The organism is Demequina sp. (assembly GCF_049841215.1).
In the GTDB taxonomy this organism is placed as follows: Bacteria; Actinomycetota; Actinomycetes; order Actinomycetales; family Demequinaceae; genus Demequina.
Map to the genome: position 1 here is coordinate 144050 of NZ_JASGEO010000014.1, position 15969 is coordinate 160018.

At 66.0% G+C, this 15969-nt stretch carries 13 protein-coding genes and 1 tRNA gene; 2 read left to right on the plus strand and 12 right to left on the minus strand.

From position 1 onward, the window contains the following. Positions 1–119 precede the first annotated feature (119 nt). Positions 120–878 carry a MazG nucleotide pyrophosphohydrolase domain-containing protein gene (locus QM618_RS08490; protein WP_428097000.1) on the minus strand — a complete coding sequence of 253 codons (759 nt, stop codon included), beginning with the start codon at positions 876–878 and terminating at the stop codon, positions 120–122. A 46-nt stretch (positions 879–924) separates the two neighbouring features. On the opposite strand from QM618_RS08490, the gene QM618_RS08495 reads away from it, so the two are divergent. Then, positions 925–1509, plus strand: coding sequence for a hypothetical protein (locus tag QM618_RS08495; protein WP_428097003.1), 585 nt, complete (start codon positions 925–927; stop codon positions 1507–1509). Here QM618_RS08495 and QM618_RS08500 read toward each other — a convergent pair. The 5 genes from QM618_RS08500 to QM618_RS08520 form a co-directional block, all read right to left on the minus strand. Next, positions 1448–1864, minus strand: coding sequence for a hypothetical protein (locus tag QM618_RS08500; RefSeq protein ID WP_428097006.1), 417 nt, complete (start codon positions 1862–1864; stop codon positions 1448–1450). The genes QM618_RS08495 and QM618_RS08500 overlap by 62 nt on opposite strands. Before the next feature lie 922 nt (positions 1865–2786). Beyond that, positions 2787–2860, minus strand: a tRNA-Ile gene (locus QM618_RS08505). 84 nt (positions 2861–2944) lie between these two features. Next, on the minus strand, positions 2945–3736 hold the full coding sequence (locus tag QM618_RS08510; RefSeq protein WP_428097009.1) for a DUF3566 domain-containing protein: 792 nt from the start codon (positions 3734–3736) through the stop codon (positions 2945–2947). Positions 3737–3829: 93 nt separating this feature from the next. After that, complete coding sequence (locus tag QM618_RS08515; RefSeq protein WP_428097012.1) at positions 3830–4597, minus strand: glycerophosphodiester phosphodiesterase family protein; 768 nt, start codon at positions 4595–4597, stop codon at positions 3830–3832. Positions 4598–4732: 135 nt separating this feature from the next. Further along, positions 4733–5647, minus strand: a complete 915-nt coding sequence (locus tag QM618_RS08520; RefSeq protein ID WP_428097018.1) for an alpha/beta hydrolase — start codon at positions 5645–5647, stop codon at positions 4733–4735. Between the two features lie 58 nt (positions 5648–5705). Between QM618_RS08520 and QM618_RS08525 the strand changes: the two genes are divergently transcribed. Further along, positions 5706–7064 carry an MFS transporter gene (locus QM618_RS08525; RefSeq protein WP_428097021.1) on the plus strand — a complete coding sequence of 453 codons (1359 nt, stop codon included), beginning with the start codon at positions 5706–5708 and terminating at the stop codon, positions 7062–7064. 104 nt (positions 7065–7168) lie between these two features. On the opposite strand, the gene gyrA is transcribed toward QM618_RS08525, so the two are convergent. The 6 genes from gyrA to dnaN form a co-directional block, all read right to left on the minus strand. After that, entirely contained in the window at positions 7169–9721 is a 2553-nt protein-coding gene (gene gyrA, locus QM618_RS08530; protein ID WP_428097025.1) for a DNA gyrase subunit A, read from the minus strand. Beyond that, positions 9711–11714: a DNA topoisomerase (ATP-hydrolyzing) subunit B gene (gyrB, locus tag QM618_RS08535; protein WP_428097029.1), complete on the minus strand. Its 2004-nt coding sequence runs from the start codon at positions 11712–11714 to the stop codon at positions 9711–9713. Before gyrB ends, gyrA begins: the two co-directional genes overlap by 11 nt. 361 nt (positions 11715–12075) lie before the next feature. Then, positions 12076–12849, minus strand: a complete 774-nt coding sequence (locus tag QM618_RS08540; protein WP_428097032.1) for a phosphotransferase — start codon at positions 12847–12849, stop codon at positions 12076–12078. Further along, on the minus strand, positions 12846–13376 hold the full coding sequence (locus tag QM618_RS08545) for a DUF721 domain-containing protein (protein ID WP_428097036.1): 531 nt from the start codon (positions 13374–13376) through the stop codon (positions 12846–12848). Before QM618_RS08545 ends, QM618_RS08540 begins: the two co-directional genes overlap by 4 nt. Then, positions 13369–14493 carry a DNA replication/repair protein RecF gene (gene recF, locus QM618_RS08550; RefSeq protein WP_428097040.1) on the minus strand — a complete coding sequence of 375 codons (1125 nt, stop codon included), beginning with the start codon at positions 14491–14493 and terminating at the stop codon, positions 13369–13371. Before recF ends, QM618_RS08545 begins: the two co-directional genes overlap by 8 nt. 16 nt (positions 14494–14509) lie before the next feature. After that, complete coding sequence (gene dnaN / locus QM618_RS08555) at positions 14510–15637, minus strand: DNA polymerase III subunit beta (RefSeq protein ID WP_428097043.1); 1128 nt, start codon at positions 15635–15637, stop codon at positions 14510–14512. Between the last annotated feature and the right edge of the window lie 332 nt (positions 15638–15969).

Genomic DNA, 15969 nt, shown 5'->3' on the forward strand with positions numbered 1-15969 from the left:
CCGTCGCGAACGCGTTGACCGATTCCCGATGCGGGCGGACTGACTCCTGGAGGCGCCTGCGCTCATCGGCCAACTCCCGCAGGCTCAGACCCGATTCGGTTCCCCCAGGTGCCACAGCGCTACTTCACCTCAGGGAAGCGCTTCGCGTTGATACGTTCCTTGGCGCTCACGGCATCCGCGAGATCGAGACCTAACGCGTTGGCGAGGTGCACCAAGTACAACTGCACGTCCGCGAGTTCAAAGCCGATCTCACGCCGCGCCGTCGCAGACGGTGTTGAGCCGCCCTTGCGCATCGCGCGAGACAGTTCCCCGACTTCCTCCAACATCAGAAGGAGCGTCTGGTCCGGCCCTTCGGAGTCCCAGCCACGGCGGTGCGCCGTCTCCGCGTAGTACCGCTGCAATCGGCCGACCCCGCGGCCGGACGCGCCCTTGTCGCGCAGCGCGGCGCGATCGATTGAACCGGGAGCCGCAACGATGTGGACGCAGCCACGAAGAACCTCGTCTGTGATAACCGCGTCGGTGAAGACCGGTACTCCCACGGCATTTGCATGTCCAACCTCAAGCGCAGCACTGCGGCCCACGTAGCCGTCTGGTGCAAAAAGCCAAACGAAGTCGGCTTGCTCAATTGCATCGAGGTGTGCGCGCTCGATCTCCCACGCAGGCGCGAGTTCCTCGCCGGGAAGGCGAACGAATTCTGCTCCGGGGTTGATGAAGTCGGTGCCACGTGGAGATAGGACGTCGAAGTGCTCTTCCAGACCCGCGACAGCAGCGCTAAGGCCAGCCGGGTCTCTGCGAAAACTGCCGCACACGACAACCCGACGCCGACGAACTTCGACGGGTGGGCTCGCCTCGAGCGAGGTCTCGATCGCGGTGGCCATGGCACCTCCAAAATCCGTATTAGGTCCTACTCCTATTCTAGAGTTTATGGATCGCCATTTCCACGGACGCGGTAAGAAATCTCCGCGCTCGCGCATGCTGGCAAGTGGAGGCGGGCCCGAGTTCTTTCCCGGCGAGGCTGCCGAGATTCTGGGTTTGGCGCACGTCGACCATGCGCGGCTACGACGTCTTGTCGTCCTGCGGCGCGAGTGCGCGGGCGACTCCGGGCCGACTGCGGGACGGTGGCTACGTCTCGGTCTTGACGACCTGATGGCGGTGCGAGTACTTGTCGACATCGGTGGCGGTCTAGAGCGCCTTGTCGCTGGACGCCGCCTAAAGACCTCCGGCATTGCCGAGGTGTGCTCGGCGCTGCGTGCGATGGGAATTGCCGACCCGCTTATTCAAGTTCCGATCGCCCGGCAGGGCGATCATGTCGTGGCGTACCTTGCGGCTTCATGGGTAGACCCGTCGACTGGACAGTTGCTCTTCAACGAGGTCTTCACTCGAACCGATGCCTACCTCGCTGGAACACAGTCCCCGATCGAAGAACTTGAGGCCCTGCGCGCTGAGATCACTCGTCACGCCGCGTCTGCGTGGCGGGGGCAACGCGGCGATCCAGGCGCCGCCGACTGAGCCGAGTGATGCGTTCCACGCTTGGGAAGGAAACGGCCACCTCGTCCCAGCGCTCGCAGGTGGAGCGAACCCAGTCGGGGTGGGTGCGGCTCATGTCATTCATCCAGTTGCCGACGGAGTCCTGGACGTAGCGAGCGCCGTCGGTGTACAGAATCTCGGGCAGGCGGGAGAACCGCGACAGGCGCGGGTCAAACGGCATGTGGCGACACCACACCCCGACCGGTCGCGTGATCTCAACCGCGAACCGCCGGATCCTCGGCGAAGGCGCTTGAGCAATCACTTCGAGGTCGCTGACCAGGCTCTCGAGTCGGAGCCCCAGGTTGTCCCGGAGGCCGATCCACGCCCACTCCCGCACACCAAAATGATGATCGTCCGCGAAAGGCGCCATCAACGCCAGCCGTCGACGTGGACTCACCCGCGTATCGCATCCGACGGCGATCGCTGCCGAGGATCGGACGACATCATTGCCCCCCACCGTGGCCTCCCACATCTCATCGGCCGCAAATGTCCGCCTTAGGACCTGGGCTACCTCGTATAGACGCGCCTTGAGGGGCATCGCATCGATACTCGGATCCGCTTGAACTCCGGGAAGGTGGCCCCCAAGCGAAACCGTCGCGCTCACCGCAGACTGCTCTGCAAAAGTGGCTGACTCCCAAACCCCGGACTCGATCATCTGGCGAGTCCGTTCTGGCACGTCTTGTGGGCGTAGTAGTCCCCTCGGCCGGTCGGCTTGGGGTGCACGCATCGCTGGGGGTTGTCCGCCACGTACACGCACTTCTGGCTCCCGATGCTTCCGCGTCGACGCCTCGGGGCACAAAGGAGATGTCAACTACTGGGATCCTCGCATGTCGAAGCCGAGGTCGCGCCTTCGGTCACGAACCGCCAGCAGGGCTATGCCCATGCTTTACGCGTTGAACCGGCGTGTACGCGCCGACGCGAAAGGGAGGCGCGGTTGCGCAAACTGACCCAGATGAAGACGGTGCGTCCTCGTGGTCTCAAAGTGGACGACAATAAACGAGGCATCTAGCAGGCATCATGTTGCGCGACCCCAAGATAAGACTCGAACCCCTGACCTCCTGCTTGCAAAGCAGGCGCTCTACCAATTGAGCTAAGGCCCCGTGCGTTCGGCTAGATGTCGTCGAGGACAGTGTCCCAGAGATCGCGGTCTTGGGGAGAGGACAGCACAGCCACAATCACCACCACCGCGGCAACGCCTGCGGCGATCAGCAACGCCTTCTTCATGCGAATCACCTCACCGCATCTTTACCGAAGCGCAGTGGGCCCAGGAGGACTTGAACCTCCGACCTCTTCGTTATCAGCGAAGCGCTCTAACCGCCTGAGCTATGGGCCCTTCGCGGCGTCAGCCGCGGCGACCAACTGTACCCTAAGCGCCGTGCGCCGCCCAAACTGAGGTGGCCACAGCGTCGGGCAGAAATCAGTCGTCAGTAAGGGTGACGTACACGCCACCCACCACGGAAGACACCGTGTTGTACAAGAACGCGCCAATCGTCGACAGCGCGGTGAGCAGCACCACGTTCATCACGGACACGAGGATGGTGGCGGACATCACCTTGTTGAGCTCGAAGATCTTGGTGATGTCGATGGGCTGCTCGCCCTCGAAGAGCTTGGCGACCCACTCGTCCACGAGCGCGAACAGCCCAAACTCGTTGAGCGCGTTCCAAAGCACGAACACGGCGACGACCATCATGATGCCGATCGCGATCGACAGCAGGAAGCCGATCTTCAGCACCGACCACGGGTCGATGCGGCTCACGAGCACGCGGGCCTTGCGGGGGCCGCCGCGCTTCGCGGACGCGGAGAGGTCATCGCCCTCCGTGAGCGAGTTCTTGGCGCGCAATGCAAAGCCCTTGACCTTGTCCACGCCAACGGAGAACGCGCCGCCGTTATCGCCGTCCGACGCTGGGGCCGGGTTCACGGGGCGCGTCACCGGAGCAACGGGAGTGGGGGTGGTGGTTGGGGCCGTGGTTGCGGGCGCAGTGGTTGCGGGGGCCGACGATACGGGAGCGGCCGGTGCCGACGGCTGGGCGGTCCACTGGAAGGGTGTCGTGGAGGCGGGCGCGGTTGCCGGGGCGGCGGGTGCGGCCGTGGGAGCTGCGGTGGAGTTGATGGGCCGGAATGCCGAACGGCGCGGCGTCTCTGCGGTGACCGGGGCCGGCTCAGTGCCGGTTGACGGGGTGTAGAGGTTTCCGCTGTCGTTCGCGGCCATAAACGTCTCCTTGCGTGCGCCCCTCCTGAGGCGTTCAGTCTCCCAGGGTACCTGGGGGATGCGCGATGCCCAACATGTGGGTTGCGCTATCGCCTAGTCCATCCACCGCCCGCGCTTGATCAAGACCTCCTTGAGAAGGTCCGCGCGGTCGCTGACGAGGCCGTCCACGCCGAGGTCGAGGAGGGTCTCCATGTCGTTGGGGTCGTTGATGGTCCACACGTATACGTCGGTGCCGGCGGCGTGGGCCTTCTCGATGTGGCGGCGGCCGAGCACCGTCATCCGGCCCGCCTTCCACGGCACCTGCAGCGCGTCCACGTGCCGGATGGGACGATGGCCACGCAGCCCCACGCCGGCTCCCGCCCAGAACCGCGCGAACTCCGTGGTGCCTGCTGACGTCGCAACTGGGCGAGACAGCCGCTTGACTGTGGCGAGCCGTCGGGCTGCCGAAAAGGACGCGACACAGACGCGATCGTGGGCGTTGGTGCGCTCGATGGCGCTCGCGATGGGCTCGATTCCGCTTACGGCCTTGACGTCCACGTTGACCCTGAGTGTTGGCCAGGTGCCGAGCAGATCCTCGAAGAGCGGCACCGGTTCCACGCCGCCGATCTTCGCCCCCTTGACCTCGCTCCATGGGAGGTCCGCGACGTTGCCCTTGGCGTCCGTGGTGCGGTCAAGGCTCGCATCGTGAAGAGCAACCGCCACGCCGTCGCTGGTGCCGTGGGCGTCAGTTTCGACGTAGTGGTAGCCAAGGTCAACCGCCGCCTGGAAGGCGCGCATCGAGTTCTCGAGACCGTCGAGGTCGAAGCCACGGTGGGCGAGCGCGGCGATCGCGCCGCCGGTGTCGAAGTACGGGTGGCTCACGTCCTCACGCTACTGCGAGCGCGGTGCCGCGGTTTCCCTGAGTACCTCAGTGCCGGATTTGCGCGGAACCTGACACTCAGGGACTCAGGGAAGTGGGCGCGGCACGCTAGCGAGTGAGCTGCGGGAGCGCGGTGCTCAACCCAGCACCTCATCGATGAAGGCGGCCACCCCGTCGAGGTAGACCTTGCGCGGGCCGGGGGCCGACTGGCTGAGGTCGTGGATGCCTCCGGGCACCACCAGTTCCCGCGCGAGCGGGCCCAGCTTGGGGATCCCGCGCACGATCGCTTCCGTGTCGATCACCACGTCTTGCTCGAGGATGCGGGGATTGTCGTCGCGCTCCGGTCCGGACGAGTCGCTGTGCGCAACGAGCGTGGGCACCTGCACCTCGGCGCCGGCGGCGATGCGCGCCCATCCGCGATTGACCGCGTTCATCCATCGCGCCGTGGCGGGCACGCCGCGCGGGGTCTTCCATGCGAAGTCGAACTCAGCGGGCCCGCCGCCACTGGTGTGCAGGAACTTGGCGTAGATGGCGGGCCGGTCGCCCACGATCATCCCCGGGCGGATCCGCACCAGGGCGGGGAGCGCGCGCATGGCCGCGCGGTCGCGGCGCGTCATTGCGAGGCCAAAGAGCGGGGAGTTGAGGATCACGCCACCCGTGTTCGGCGTGGGCCGGTCCGCCGCCCAGATCGCGGCCGCGAGTGCCCCCGTCGAGTGCGCGTGCACGAAGAGCGGCAGGTCAGGGTAGAGCTCCGCAACCGCGAGAGCCGCGGTGGTGATGTCATCACCCTGTTCGGCGAGGTCCGCCATGTCATGTGCGTGCTCGCCGGGCTTGAGCGAACGCCCAGACCGCCGCATATCCACCGCAAAAAACGCGACACCCTGCTCGCGGAACCACTCTGCCAGCTCGGCTTGATAGAAGTAGTCGTTGTAGCCGTGCACGTGCAAGACCGCGGCTCGGGGAGAGGCGGGTGCGCCGTCGTCCCGTACCAGGGTGACGCCATCGGTGGCGGCGGCGCTGAAGCCAGCCAGAACGTCGGGCAGGAAATCCACGGTACGAATCTAGCCGTGCCGTCACCCACCGTTCATGCGAGTGCGCCACACTAACGCCATGAGCGAACCGTCAACGATGACGCCACTGGACGCCGAACCCACCCGCATTCCGCGCAAGCAAGTGTTCTCGTGGGCGCTGTGGGACTGGGCAACGCAGCCATTCAACACGGTGATCCTCACCTTTGTGTTCACCGCGTTGTACCTGGTATCCGGTGACTTCATCAAGCCGGGCGAGGATCACGACACCGCGCTGGCCGGGCTGTCCGGAACCGTGGCGTGGGCGATGGCACTCGCGGGAATCGGCGTGGCGCTCGTGGCGCCGGTGCTCGGCCAGCTCGCGGACCGCACGGGACGGCGGAAGGCGTGGCTCGGCTGGACCACGGTGCTGCTGGTGATCTCGATGCTTGCGCTCTACTTTGTGCAGGCGTCTCCTTCCTACTTCCTGCTTGGCGTGTGCATCCTTGCGGTGGGCTCGGTGATTGGCGAGATCGCCTCCGTGAACTACAACGCCATGCTGGTGCAGGTGTCGACGCCGCGCACGGCCGGGCGAGTGTCCGGACTTGGGTGGGGCCTTGGGTACATCGGGGGCATCATCGCGCTGGTGCTGGTGGTGGTCGCGGATTCGTTTGACTGGTTCGGCATCGACACGTCCAACGGCATGGCCTACCGGCTCATCGCGGTGGGGTGCGCCATCTGGACCGTGATCTTCGCCTGGCCGCTCTTCCGCTTTGTGCCCGAGGCGCCCGCCGTTCCGCGCGGTGACGGCGGCGGCATTCTCTACGCGTACGTGCTGCTGTGGCACTCGGTGCGCGGGCTGTGGCGAGAGGCGCGCTCCACGCTGTGGTTCCTCGCGGCGTCCGCGGTGTACCGCGATGGGCTTGCTGGCGTGTTCGTGTTCGGCGCCGTGATCGCCGCCAACGCCTACGACTTCAGCGACCAAGAGGTCATCATGTTCGGCATTGCGGCCAACCTGGTGGCGGGGCTGGTGACGCTCATCTCCGGGCGCTTCGACGACTGGATCGGCCCCCGCACCGTGATCATCGCCGCGCTGTGCGGCATCGTGATTGGTGGGCTCGCGGTGGCGTTCCTCCACTCGCTCGGGAACATCACGTTCTGGATCTTTGGCCTGCTACTTGCGGGAATGGTGGGGCCGGCCCAGGCCGCGTCGCGATCTCTGCTGGCGCGCGTTTCTCCGGTTGGCCGCGAGACCGAGATGTTCGGTCTGTACGCCACCACCGGCCGCGCGGCCTCGTTCATGTCGCCGATCGCGTGGGCGATCGCGGTGGGGATCACGGGCGCCACACTGTGGGGGACGCTCGGAATCATCACCGTGGTGGCGATTGGCCTGGTGCTGCTGCTCTTTGTGCGGACGCCCGCCGACCACGGCGCGGCCGCGCACACGGTGCTCGAAGACTAGGGCTGCCGGCCCGACGCTGTGGCGAGTTGGCAACGCAAGCCGGGTTGGCCGTCGGGCGGCTTCCAGGGGTAAACCTGAGCCACCAATAGGAGTCCTGGCGGCGCCTACTCGGCCGCGGGCACCTCGGTGGCTGGCTCCTCAGCGCCCTCCGCCAAGTCTTCCTCACCAAGGTTCCGCTCCACGTTGCGAGCCACCGCGATGATGCGGTCGCCCTCGGCGGGCTTGGCGAAGATGACGCCCATGGTGTCGCGGCCCTTGGCGGGCACGCCCTCCACGGGGGAGCGCATGACCTTGCCGGACTCCATGATGACGAGCACCTCGTCGGCCTCCTCAACGAGCAGCGCGCCAACGAGGTCGCCGCGCTGCTCTTGCAGCTTGGCCACCTTGATGCCGTAACCGTTGCGGCCCTGGACGCGGTACTCGTCCATGTCGGTGCGCTTGGCGTAGCCGCCTTCGGTGACTACCAGGGAGAACATGCCCGGAGTGACGACGTCTGCGGCGAGCAGCTCGTCCGCATCGCGGAACTTCATGCCCGTCACGCCAGAGGTGGCGCGGCCCATGGGGCGCAGCTGTGTGTCGTCGGCGGTGAAGCGGATGGACTGGCCCTTGCGGGACACGAGAAGCAGGTCGTCCTCGGGCCCGACGAGGCGCGCGGCCACCAGCTCATCGGGCTGCAGCGAACCATCCTCACCCTCCACGTCGCGGAGGTTGATCGCGATGAGGCCACCACTCCTGTTGGAGTCGTACGCGGTGAGGTCCGTCTTCTTCACCAGGCCGCGCTTGGTCGCGAGCACCAGGTACGGCTTGTCGTCGTACGACTTGAGCGCCAAGACCTGCGCGATCTCCTCGCCCGGCTGGAACGCGAGCATGTTCGCCACATGCTGGCCCTTGGAGTCGCGGCCGCCCTCTGGCAGCTCGTACGCCTTGGCGCGATACACGCGACCAAGGTTGGTGAAGAACAGCAACCAGTGGTGGGTGGTGGTCACGAAGAAGTGGTTCACCACGTCGTCGCTGCGCAGGGTCGCCCCACGCACGCCGCGGCCGCCGCGACGCTGCGCCCGGTACTGGTCCGAGCGCGTGCGCTTCGCGTACCCGCCGGAGGTGATCGTGACCACGACCTCCTCCTCGGCGATGAGGTCCTCAAAGTCCACGGAGCCGTCGAACGGCGAGATCTCCGTGCGGCGCTCGTCGCCGAACTTGCGCACAATCTCAGCGAGCTCCTCGGAGATGATCGTCCGCTGGCGGCTCTCGGAGGCGAGGATCGTCATGAGGTCCTCGATCTCCGTCATGAGCTTGGCGTAGTCGTCCTCGATCTTCTGCCGCTCCAGGGCCGCGAGGCGGCGCAGCTGCAGGTTGAGGATCGCGGTGGCCTGAATTTCGTCCACGTCGAGCAGCTTCATCAGCCCCTCGCGGGCCTCGTCCACGTTGGGGGAGCGGCGGATGAGCGCGATGACCTCGTCCAGCTGGTCGAGCGCCTTGACGTAGCCGCGCAGGATGTGGGCTTCGCGCTCGGCCTCCCGCAAGCGGTATTCGGTCCGACGCTGGATCACCTCGATCTGGTGCGTCACCCAATGGCGCACAAAGGCATCGATGCTGAGCGTGCGCGGCACCTCGTCGACCAGCGCGACCATGTTGGCGCCGAAGGTCTCTTGCAGTTGGGTGTGCTTGTAGAGGTTGTTGAGCACCACCTTGGCCACGGCGTCGCGCTTAAGCACGATCACGAGGCGCTGACCCGTGCGTCCAGAGGTCTCATCGCGGATGTCCGCGATGCCGGTGATCTTGCCTTCCTTCACCAACTCCGCGATCTTGAGCGCGAGGTTGTCTGGGTTCACCTGGTACGGCAGCTCGGTGACCACGAGGCACTGGCGACCCTGCAGTTCCTCCACCGTGACCACGGAACGCATCGTGATGGAGCCGCGGCCCGTGCGGTACGCGTCCTCGATGCCGCGGCGGCCCAGAATCATCGCCCCGGTGGGGAAGTCCGGTCCCTGGATGCGCTCGATGAGCGCGTCCTGCAGTTCTTCGCGCGACGCCTGGGGGTTCTCGAGGAACCACTGCACTCCCGCGGCGACCTCGCGCAGGTTGTGCGGAGGGATGTTCGTTGCCATACCCACGGCGATACCGGCGGAGCCATTGACGAGCAGGTTGGGGAACCTCGCAGGCAGAACGATCGGCTCTTGCGTGCGGCCGTCGTAATTGTCCTTGAAGTCCACCGTCTCTTTGTCGATGTCCCGCACCATCTCCATGGCGATGGGGGACATGCGCGACTCGGTGTAGCGGTGTGCAGCAGCGGGGTCGTTACCTGGCGAACCGAAGTTGCCCTGGCCGTCGGCCAGCGGGTAGCGCAGGGACCAGTCCTGCACCATGCGCACCAAGGTGTCGTAGACGGCGCCGTCTCCGTGCGGGTGGTAGTTACCCATCACCTCGCCGATGATGCGAGTGCACTTGGAGAACGCCCGGTCGGGCCGGTAGCCGCCGTCGTACATCGCGTAGATGACCCTGCGGTGGACGGGCTTGAGCCCATCCCTTACGTCCGGAAGGGCGCGCCCCACGATGACGGACATGGCGTAGTCCAGGTAGGACTGCTGCATCTCCACATTGAGATCGACCTGCTCGATCTGGCCGTGGTTGTGCGGTTCGGTGATTTCAGATGTCAAGGAACCTCACGTCCTTCGCGTTGCGCTGGATGAAGCTGCGGCGAGACTCGACGTCGTCGCCCATGAGGATGGAGAAGGTCTCGTCCGCGAGCGCGGCATCGTCCATCGTGATCTGGGACAGCGTGCGGGTCTCGGGATTCATCGTGGTGTCCCACAGCTCCGAGTAGTCCATCTCGCCAAGACCCTTGTAGCGCTGGATGCCGTTCTCCTTGGGGAGCTTGCGGCCCGCGGCCTTGCCGGCCTCGATCATGCCGTCGCGTTCGCGGTCGCTGAACGCGTAGTCGTGATCCGCGTTGGACCACTTGATGCGATACAGCGGCGGGTTGGCGAGGTACACGTAACCGGCCTCGATGAGCGGCCGCATGTAGCGGAACAGCACCGTGAGCAACAGCGTGCGGATGTGCTGGCCGTCAACATCGGCATCGGCCATCAGCACGATCTTGTGATATCTGGCCTTCTCGATGTCGAACTCGTCGCCGATGCCGGAGCCGAACGCGGTGAACAGCGCCTGGATCTCGGTGTTCGCGAGCGCCCTGTCCAGGCGGGCCCGCTCCACGTTGAGCACCTTGCCGCGCAGCGGCAGGATCGCCTGCGTCTCAGGGTTGCGCCCGCGCACGGCGGAGCCGCCTGCCGAGTCGCCCTCCACCAGGAAGATCTCGGAGATCGACGGGTCTTTGGACGAGCAGTCGCGCAGCTTTCCGGGCATTCCGCCCGACTCCAGCAGGCCCTTTCGCCGCGTGGCCTCGCGCGCCTTGCGCGCCGCGAGCCGCGCCTGCGACGCCTGAATCGCCTTGCGGATCACGTCGCGGCCCTCGTTGGGGTGCGAATCGAACCAGTCGGTGAGCCGCTCGTTGACCACCTTCTGCACAAACGTCTTCGCGATGGTGTTGCCCAGCTTGGTCTTGGTCTGTCCCTCGAACTGCGGCTCGCCCAACTTCACAGAGATGACGGCGGTGAGGCCCTCGCGGACGTCGTCGCCCGTGAGGTTCTCGTCCTTCTCCTTGAGTAGGCCCTTGTCCCGCGCGTACTTGTTGACGAGAGAGGTCAACGCGGCGCGGAAGCCCTCCTCGTGCGTGCCGCCCTCCGTGGTGGAGATGGTGTTCGCGTAGGTGTAGACGCCTTCGCTGTATCCGTTGGTCCACTGCAGCGCGAGCTCTACCGAAATCTTCGCGTCGGTGTCCTCGGCCTCGAGCGAGATCACCTCAGGGTGCACAACCTCCACCTTCTTGGTGGCGTTGAGGTGAGCCACATAGTCAACCAAGCCACCGTCGTACTTGTAGGTGACCGAGCGAGAAGTGGGCGCTTCGTCGTCAGTGGCATCAGCGTCGGGCGCAATGTGCTCAGGGCGCTCATCGGTGAGCGTGATGCTCAAGCCCTTGTTGAGGAAGGCCATCTGCTGGAAGCGAGCGCGGAGCGTCTCGAAGTCGTAGACCGTGGTCTCGAAGATGGCCGGGTCTGCCCAGAACGTCTGTTGCGTTCCGGTCTCGTCGGTCTTCTCTCCCTTGACGAGGGTGCCTTGCGGCTTGCCGCCCTCGGCGAAGGTCTGGCGCCACACGTGACCCTGGCGCTTGACCTCGGTCTCCACCTTGTAGCTGAGCGCGTTCACCACGGAGATGCCCACGCCGTGGAGGCCGCCGGAGACCGCGTACCCGCCGCCGCCGAACTTTCCGCCCGCGTGGAGGATCGTCATAACGACCTCGACGGTGGGCTTGCCCTCGGTGGGGTGAATGTCGACGGGGATGCCGCGACCGTTGTCTGTGGTGCGCACACCGCCATCTGCCAGGAGCGTCACGGTGATGGTGTCGCAATATCCCGCGAGCGCCTCATCGACGGAGTTGTCGACGACCTCGTAAACTAGGTGGTGCAGGCCGCGCTCACCGGTGGAACCGATGTACATGCCGGGGCGCTTGCGGACGGCCTCGAGGCCTTCCAGAACGGTGATGTTCTCCGCGCCGTAGGCAGGGGTCGTTTCCTTCTTGTCCTTCTGGGCCACGAATTCGCCTTCCAAGCGCCTGACACGCGCCAATACGGCATGCGTGCTATCTCGCTCGATTCTAGCGCGATCTGGCGGCTTTCCTGGGCGTTTCAGGGCTATCTGTGGATAGTTCCGCGCCTAGCAAATTCCAAGCCTGCCCGACGCTGTGGTGGGGTTGGGCGCTCGGGTGACCCCAGCGTCGGGATGGGTTGGGCGCCCGGGTGGCCGCAATGGGAAGCCGCGTGCCCCTCCCCAGCCAGCTGCCCCTCCCCAGCCACATGCACGCTGGCGGCAACGGACGCGTCTTAAGGCGGGTATGCGACCTGCTGGTTGCCGCCAGGGCGCTCCGGGGTGCGCGCTCGAACAGCGAGTCAGCGAGTCAGCGCGACCAGCGGGCGAGGATCGCCTCGCGCTCCGCGGGCCCCGGGTGCTCATCGAGCCTGGCCGCGGCGAGTACGCGATCCCACTCGCGCGAAGCCCCCACCAACCCGGGCACCAGTTCCTCGGTGCGGCGAAGGTACGCGTCGAGCATCTCGGTCAGCGCCTGCTCCTCGTCGGGGGAGTTGAAGCGTTCGTGCCCAACGACCACGCGCGTGCGCGCCACGTCCGCCTCCGGCGGTGCCGCAGACGCGTTCATCCAGTCGATGATCACCGGGCCCCGCGGCCCATACAGAACATTCGCATCGTGCAGATCCATGTGGCACAGCACCCGTTCCGAGCGCGCCGTGAGGCGCGCGAGGTCTCGCAGCGCAGCGGCGGCGAGATTTTCGGGAATCGCAGGGTTGCCCAACTGAAAGCCGAGGAAGTCCTCGATGGGGATCACGGCTGGGGCCGGAACCTGACGCACCTGGTGCTGGAGATCCGCGAGCATCACCCCCACCGCGCCCGGGCCCAACTCCTCGTAGAGACGCGCGAGCATCGCACCCTCCACATATTCGAACGTGAGCGAGGGCGGCTCACCCTCAAAGTCCGCGGCGAGCAGCGCCGCGCACGGCAGCCCCGCGGCCATCGCCGCCTGGGTTCCCGCCGCCTCAAGTTGCATCACGATCGCGGGCAGCTCGCGCGTCAGCGTCTTCACCACGGTGCCCGGCTCGCCGCGCGTGATCACCGCGGTGGCGCCGCGTGCGAGTTCAGAACCTACAACCCAACTCATCCGTACGTGTCCCTTGGTCCACGGCCGGGAACGGTGCGCGGCCCCTTGACCCAGCTCCGCGCGGTGGGCCCAAGCACCACCAGTTCACCAACGATGTCTCGCCCAAACTCCTCGTTGATGCGGTGCCGGATCTGCCCCGCCATGAGCGTCAGCTGCGTGGCCCACGCCGTCGACGACGCCCTCACCGTGAGCTTCCCCTCGTCAAACCCAAGCGGTTCGCAGTGATCGGCGATCTGGTCACCGACCACCTCTCGCCACCTCGCGGTCACCGCCGCCACCTCCACCTGCTCGGTCCACCCCATCCGCTTGAGCAGGGTTTCCACGGCATCGGACATCGGCCGCGGATCGCGCCCGGACGTGAACGGCTCCGTCGATCGGCGTGCGTCGTGCTTCGCAGAGCGGCCGCGGGAAGCTGACGTCTTTCGCGCTCCCCTCTGCCTGGCCGACGCTCTGGCTCGCTCCATCGCTTCCCTCGCCATGGCGTGGGGATCCTTGGGCGCGGAGTCTGGGGGAATCTCGTCAGTCACGTCGAGTCACCGTGCCAGACGAGACCTCGAAAACCGATCCCTCGAGCGCCGGCGGCACATCCTCGGCGACGGCTGCGGTGATGAGAACTTGGCTCGCGGTGGCTATCCGCGCGGCGAGAGCCGCGCGGCGGCCGGAGTCGAGTTCGGCAAAGACATCGTCGAGGATGAGCACGGGCTCACCGTCCGCCTCGGAGTCGGGGCCGCCGTCGGCCGTCAGCAGGTCGTATGAGGCGAGCCTGAGCGCCAAGGCGCACGACCAGCTCTCGCCATGGCTCGCGTAGCCCTTCGCGGGAAGGTCGCCGATCGCGATCTCGACGTCATCGCGATGCGGGCCAACCAGGCACACGCCGCGCTCGATCTCTTGCTGGCGGCGATCACCGATCGTTGCGAGGATCTGGGCCCCAAGCGCGCTGGCCTCCGCGCTCGACGTGTCGAGCGCGGAAGAGTACGTCAGCGAGAATGGCGCACTGCCAGGGGCGACGTCTTGATACGCGGTCTCCGCGTACGGGCGCAGCGCGGCGAGCGAAGCGAGCCGCGCGGCGACGATTTTTCCGCCGAGTTCAGCGAGTTTCTCATCCCAGATGTCGAGCGTGGTGAGATCCACACGTGCGTTGCGCGCGGTCTTGAGCAGCGACGTGCGCTGTCGCAGCACGCGCTCATAGTCCGCGATCACTCCGGAGTGGACGGGAGCGAGCGCCACACACAACTCGTCCATGAACGCCCGGCGAGTAGACGGGTCACCCTTGACCAGCGCAAGGTCCTCGGGAGCAAACACCACCGTGCGGAGTATCCCCACCAGATCGCGCGGCCGCGCGGCCGCCCTGCCAAGTCGAGCCGTCTTCGCCTTTCCCGGCTGAATGGTCACCTCGAGCGTGAGCGATCGGCCACCCTTGACAACCTTGGCGCCCACCACGGCACGTTCCTTGCCCGCCTTGATGAGCGGAGCGTCGGACGCTACGCGATGAGAGGAGAGTGTGGAGAGATACCGCACCGCCTCCACCAGGTTGGTCTTGCCTTGGCCGTTGCGGCCTACAAAGGTGGTGACGCCTGCGTCCAGCGCCAGATCTAGCTCTGGGTAGGAGCGAAAATCCGCGAGTTGGAGGTGGGCAACGTGCACGGCGAGACCGCGAGCATCACGAGGTGATGCGGATGGGCACCAGCAAGTAGCGGAACTCGGCAGCGACAGTGCCGCCCGGCTTGTCGATGCCAACGAACTCCACGGGCTTGGTCTCTTGGAGGAAGCCAAACTGCACGTACTCGGTGGCGAGGGCGCCCAGCCCATCGAGCAAGTACTGGGGGTTGAACGCGACCGTGATCGCGTCGCCCTCGAGCGTGGACTCGAGCGCCTCCGAGGCCTGGGCGTCGTCGGTCTGGCCGGCGTCGAGCACCACCTCGCCCTCCGCGAAGGCGAGACGCACCGAGGAGTTGCGTTCGGCAACGAGGGACACGCGCCGCGTGGCATCGATGAGGTCTTGGGTGCGGACCACGGCGGTGATGGGGTTCTCGTCGCGGAAGAGGCGACGCACCGGGGGGTAGTCGCCGTCCATGAGCTGCGAGGTGGTGACGAGCCCTCCGGCAGAGAAGCCGATGAGGTCAACGCCGGTTCCCTCGCCAAGCGCCACGTCAACGTCGCCGTGGCCAAGCGCCTTCGCGGTATCTGCCAGGGTCTTTGCGCGCACAAGGGCCACCGTGGAGACATCCGACTTCGCCGGCTTCCAGGTGAGCTCGCGCAGCGCAAGCCGGTAGCGGTCCGTGGCGAGCAGAGAGATAGTGGAGCCTTCGATCTCCATGCGCACGGCGGTCAGGATGGGGAGAGTCTCGTCGCGGGATGCTGCCGACGTGACCTGCGAAACGGCCTGCTGAAGGGCCGCGCCGTCAACGACACCGCTGCGCTCGGGAAGCTCCGGCAGGTTGGGGTACTGGTCAACGGGCATGGTCGCCAAGGTGAAGCGTGAGGCTCCACATGTGACGGAGACCTTGGTGCCGTCGAGCACAAACTGCACGGGCTTATGCGGGAGCGCGTTAGCGATCTCACGCAAGAGGCGCCCGGACACAAGAGCCTCGCCGGCGTCGTCAACATCAGCGCCGAACTCGCTGCGTGCGGCCACCTCGTAGTCGAAGCTTGAGAGTGTCACGGTGCCACCGGAATCGACGACGATCCGGACGCCGGCAAGAACCGGAACTGGGGGACGAGCAGGGACGGCACGGGAAACCCATGCCACGGCGTCGGCCAGTACATCGCGCTCGACAGAGAACTTCATTGCTTGACTCCTGAAGGTAACTGCGCCACAGACTACGCCAACGTTGTGACGCGCAAGCAAGTGGAAGGCGACCAGGGCCGGCGCGCAGCGTCATGAAGGTCCGGTGGATGAATAACTAGAGATCTCAAGAAGTAGTCATAGGGAGGTCTCAATCTGTGGAAACTCATCGACGCTCCTGGTAAACCCATGACAGGAGTTGTGAGGTCCCTGCGGACAAACCAACGGAACCACACGAATTCTTGTGAATCCGAATCCAGCAATCCCCAGCGTCGGGCATTTGTTCACAACTGTTCCCCTGTGGACAAACCGTGCTTCCACGGACCTCCACAAAG

What these genes read in the sequence shown, in the direction of transcription:
- dnaN (WP_428097043.1), bottom strand. Translation starts at nt 15,637, where the DNA reads ATGAAGTTCTCTGTCGAGCGCGATGTACTGGCCGACGCCGTGGCATGG.
- QM618_RS08525 (WP_428097021.1), top strand. Translation starts at nt 5,706, where the DNA reads ATGAGCGAACCGTCAACGATGACGCCACTGGACGCCGAACCCACCCGC.
- QM618_RS08495 (WP_428097003.1), top strand. Translation starts at nt 925, where the DNA reads ATGGATCGCCATTTCCACGGACGCGGTAAGAAATCTCCGCGCTCGCGC.
- QM618_RS08510 (WP_428097009.1), bottom strand. Translation starts at nt 3,736, where the DNA reads ATGGCCGCGAACGACAGCGGAAACCTCTACACCCCGTCAACCGGCACT.
- QM618_RS08540 (WP_428097032.1), bottom strand. Translation starts at nt 12,849, where the DNA reads ATGAGTTGGGTTGTAGGTTCTGAACTCGCACGCGGCGCCACCGCGGTG.
- QM618_RS08490 (WP_428097000.1), bottom strand. Translation starts at nt 878, where the DNA reads ATGGCCACCGCGATCGAGACCTCGCTCGAGGCGAGCCCACCCGTCGAA.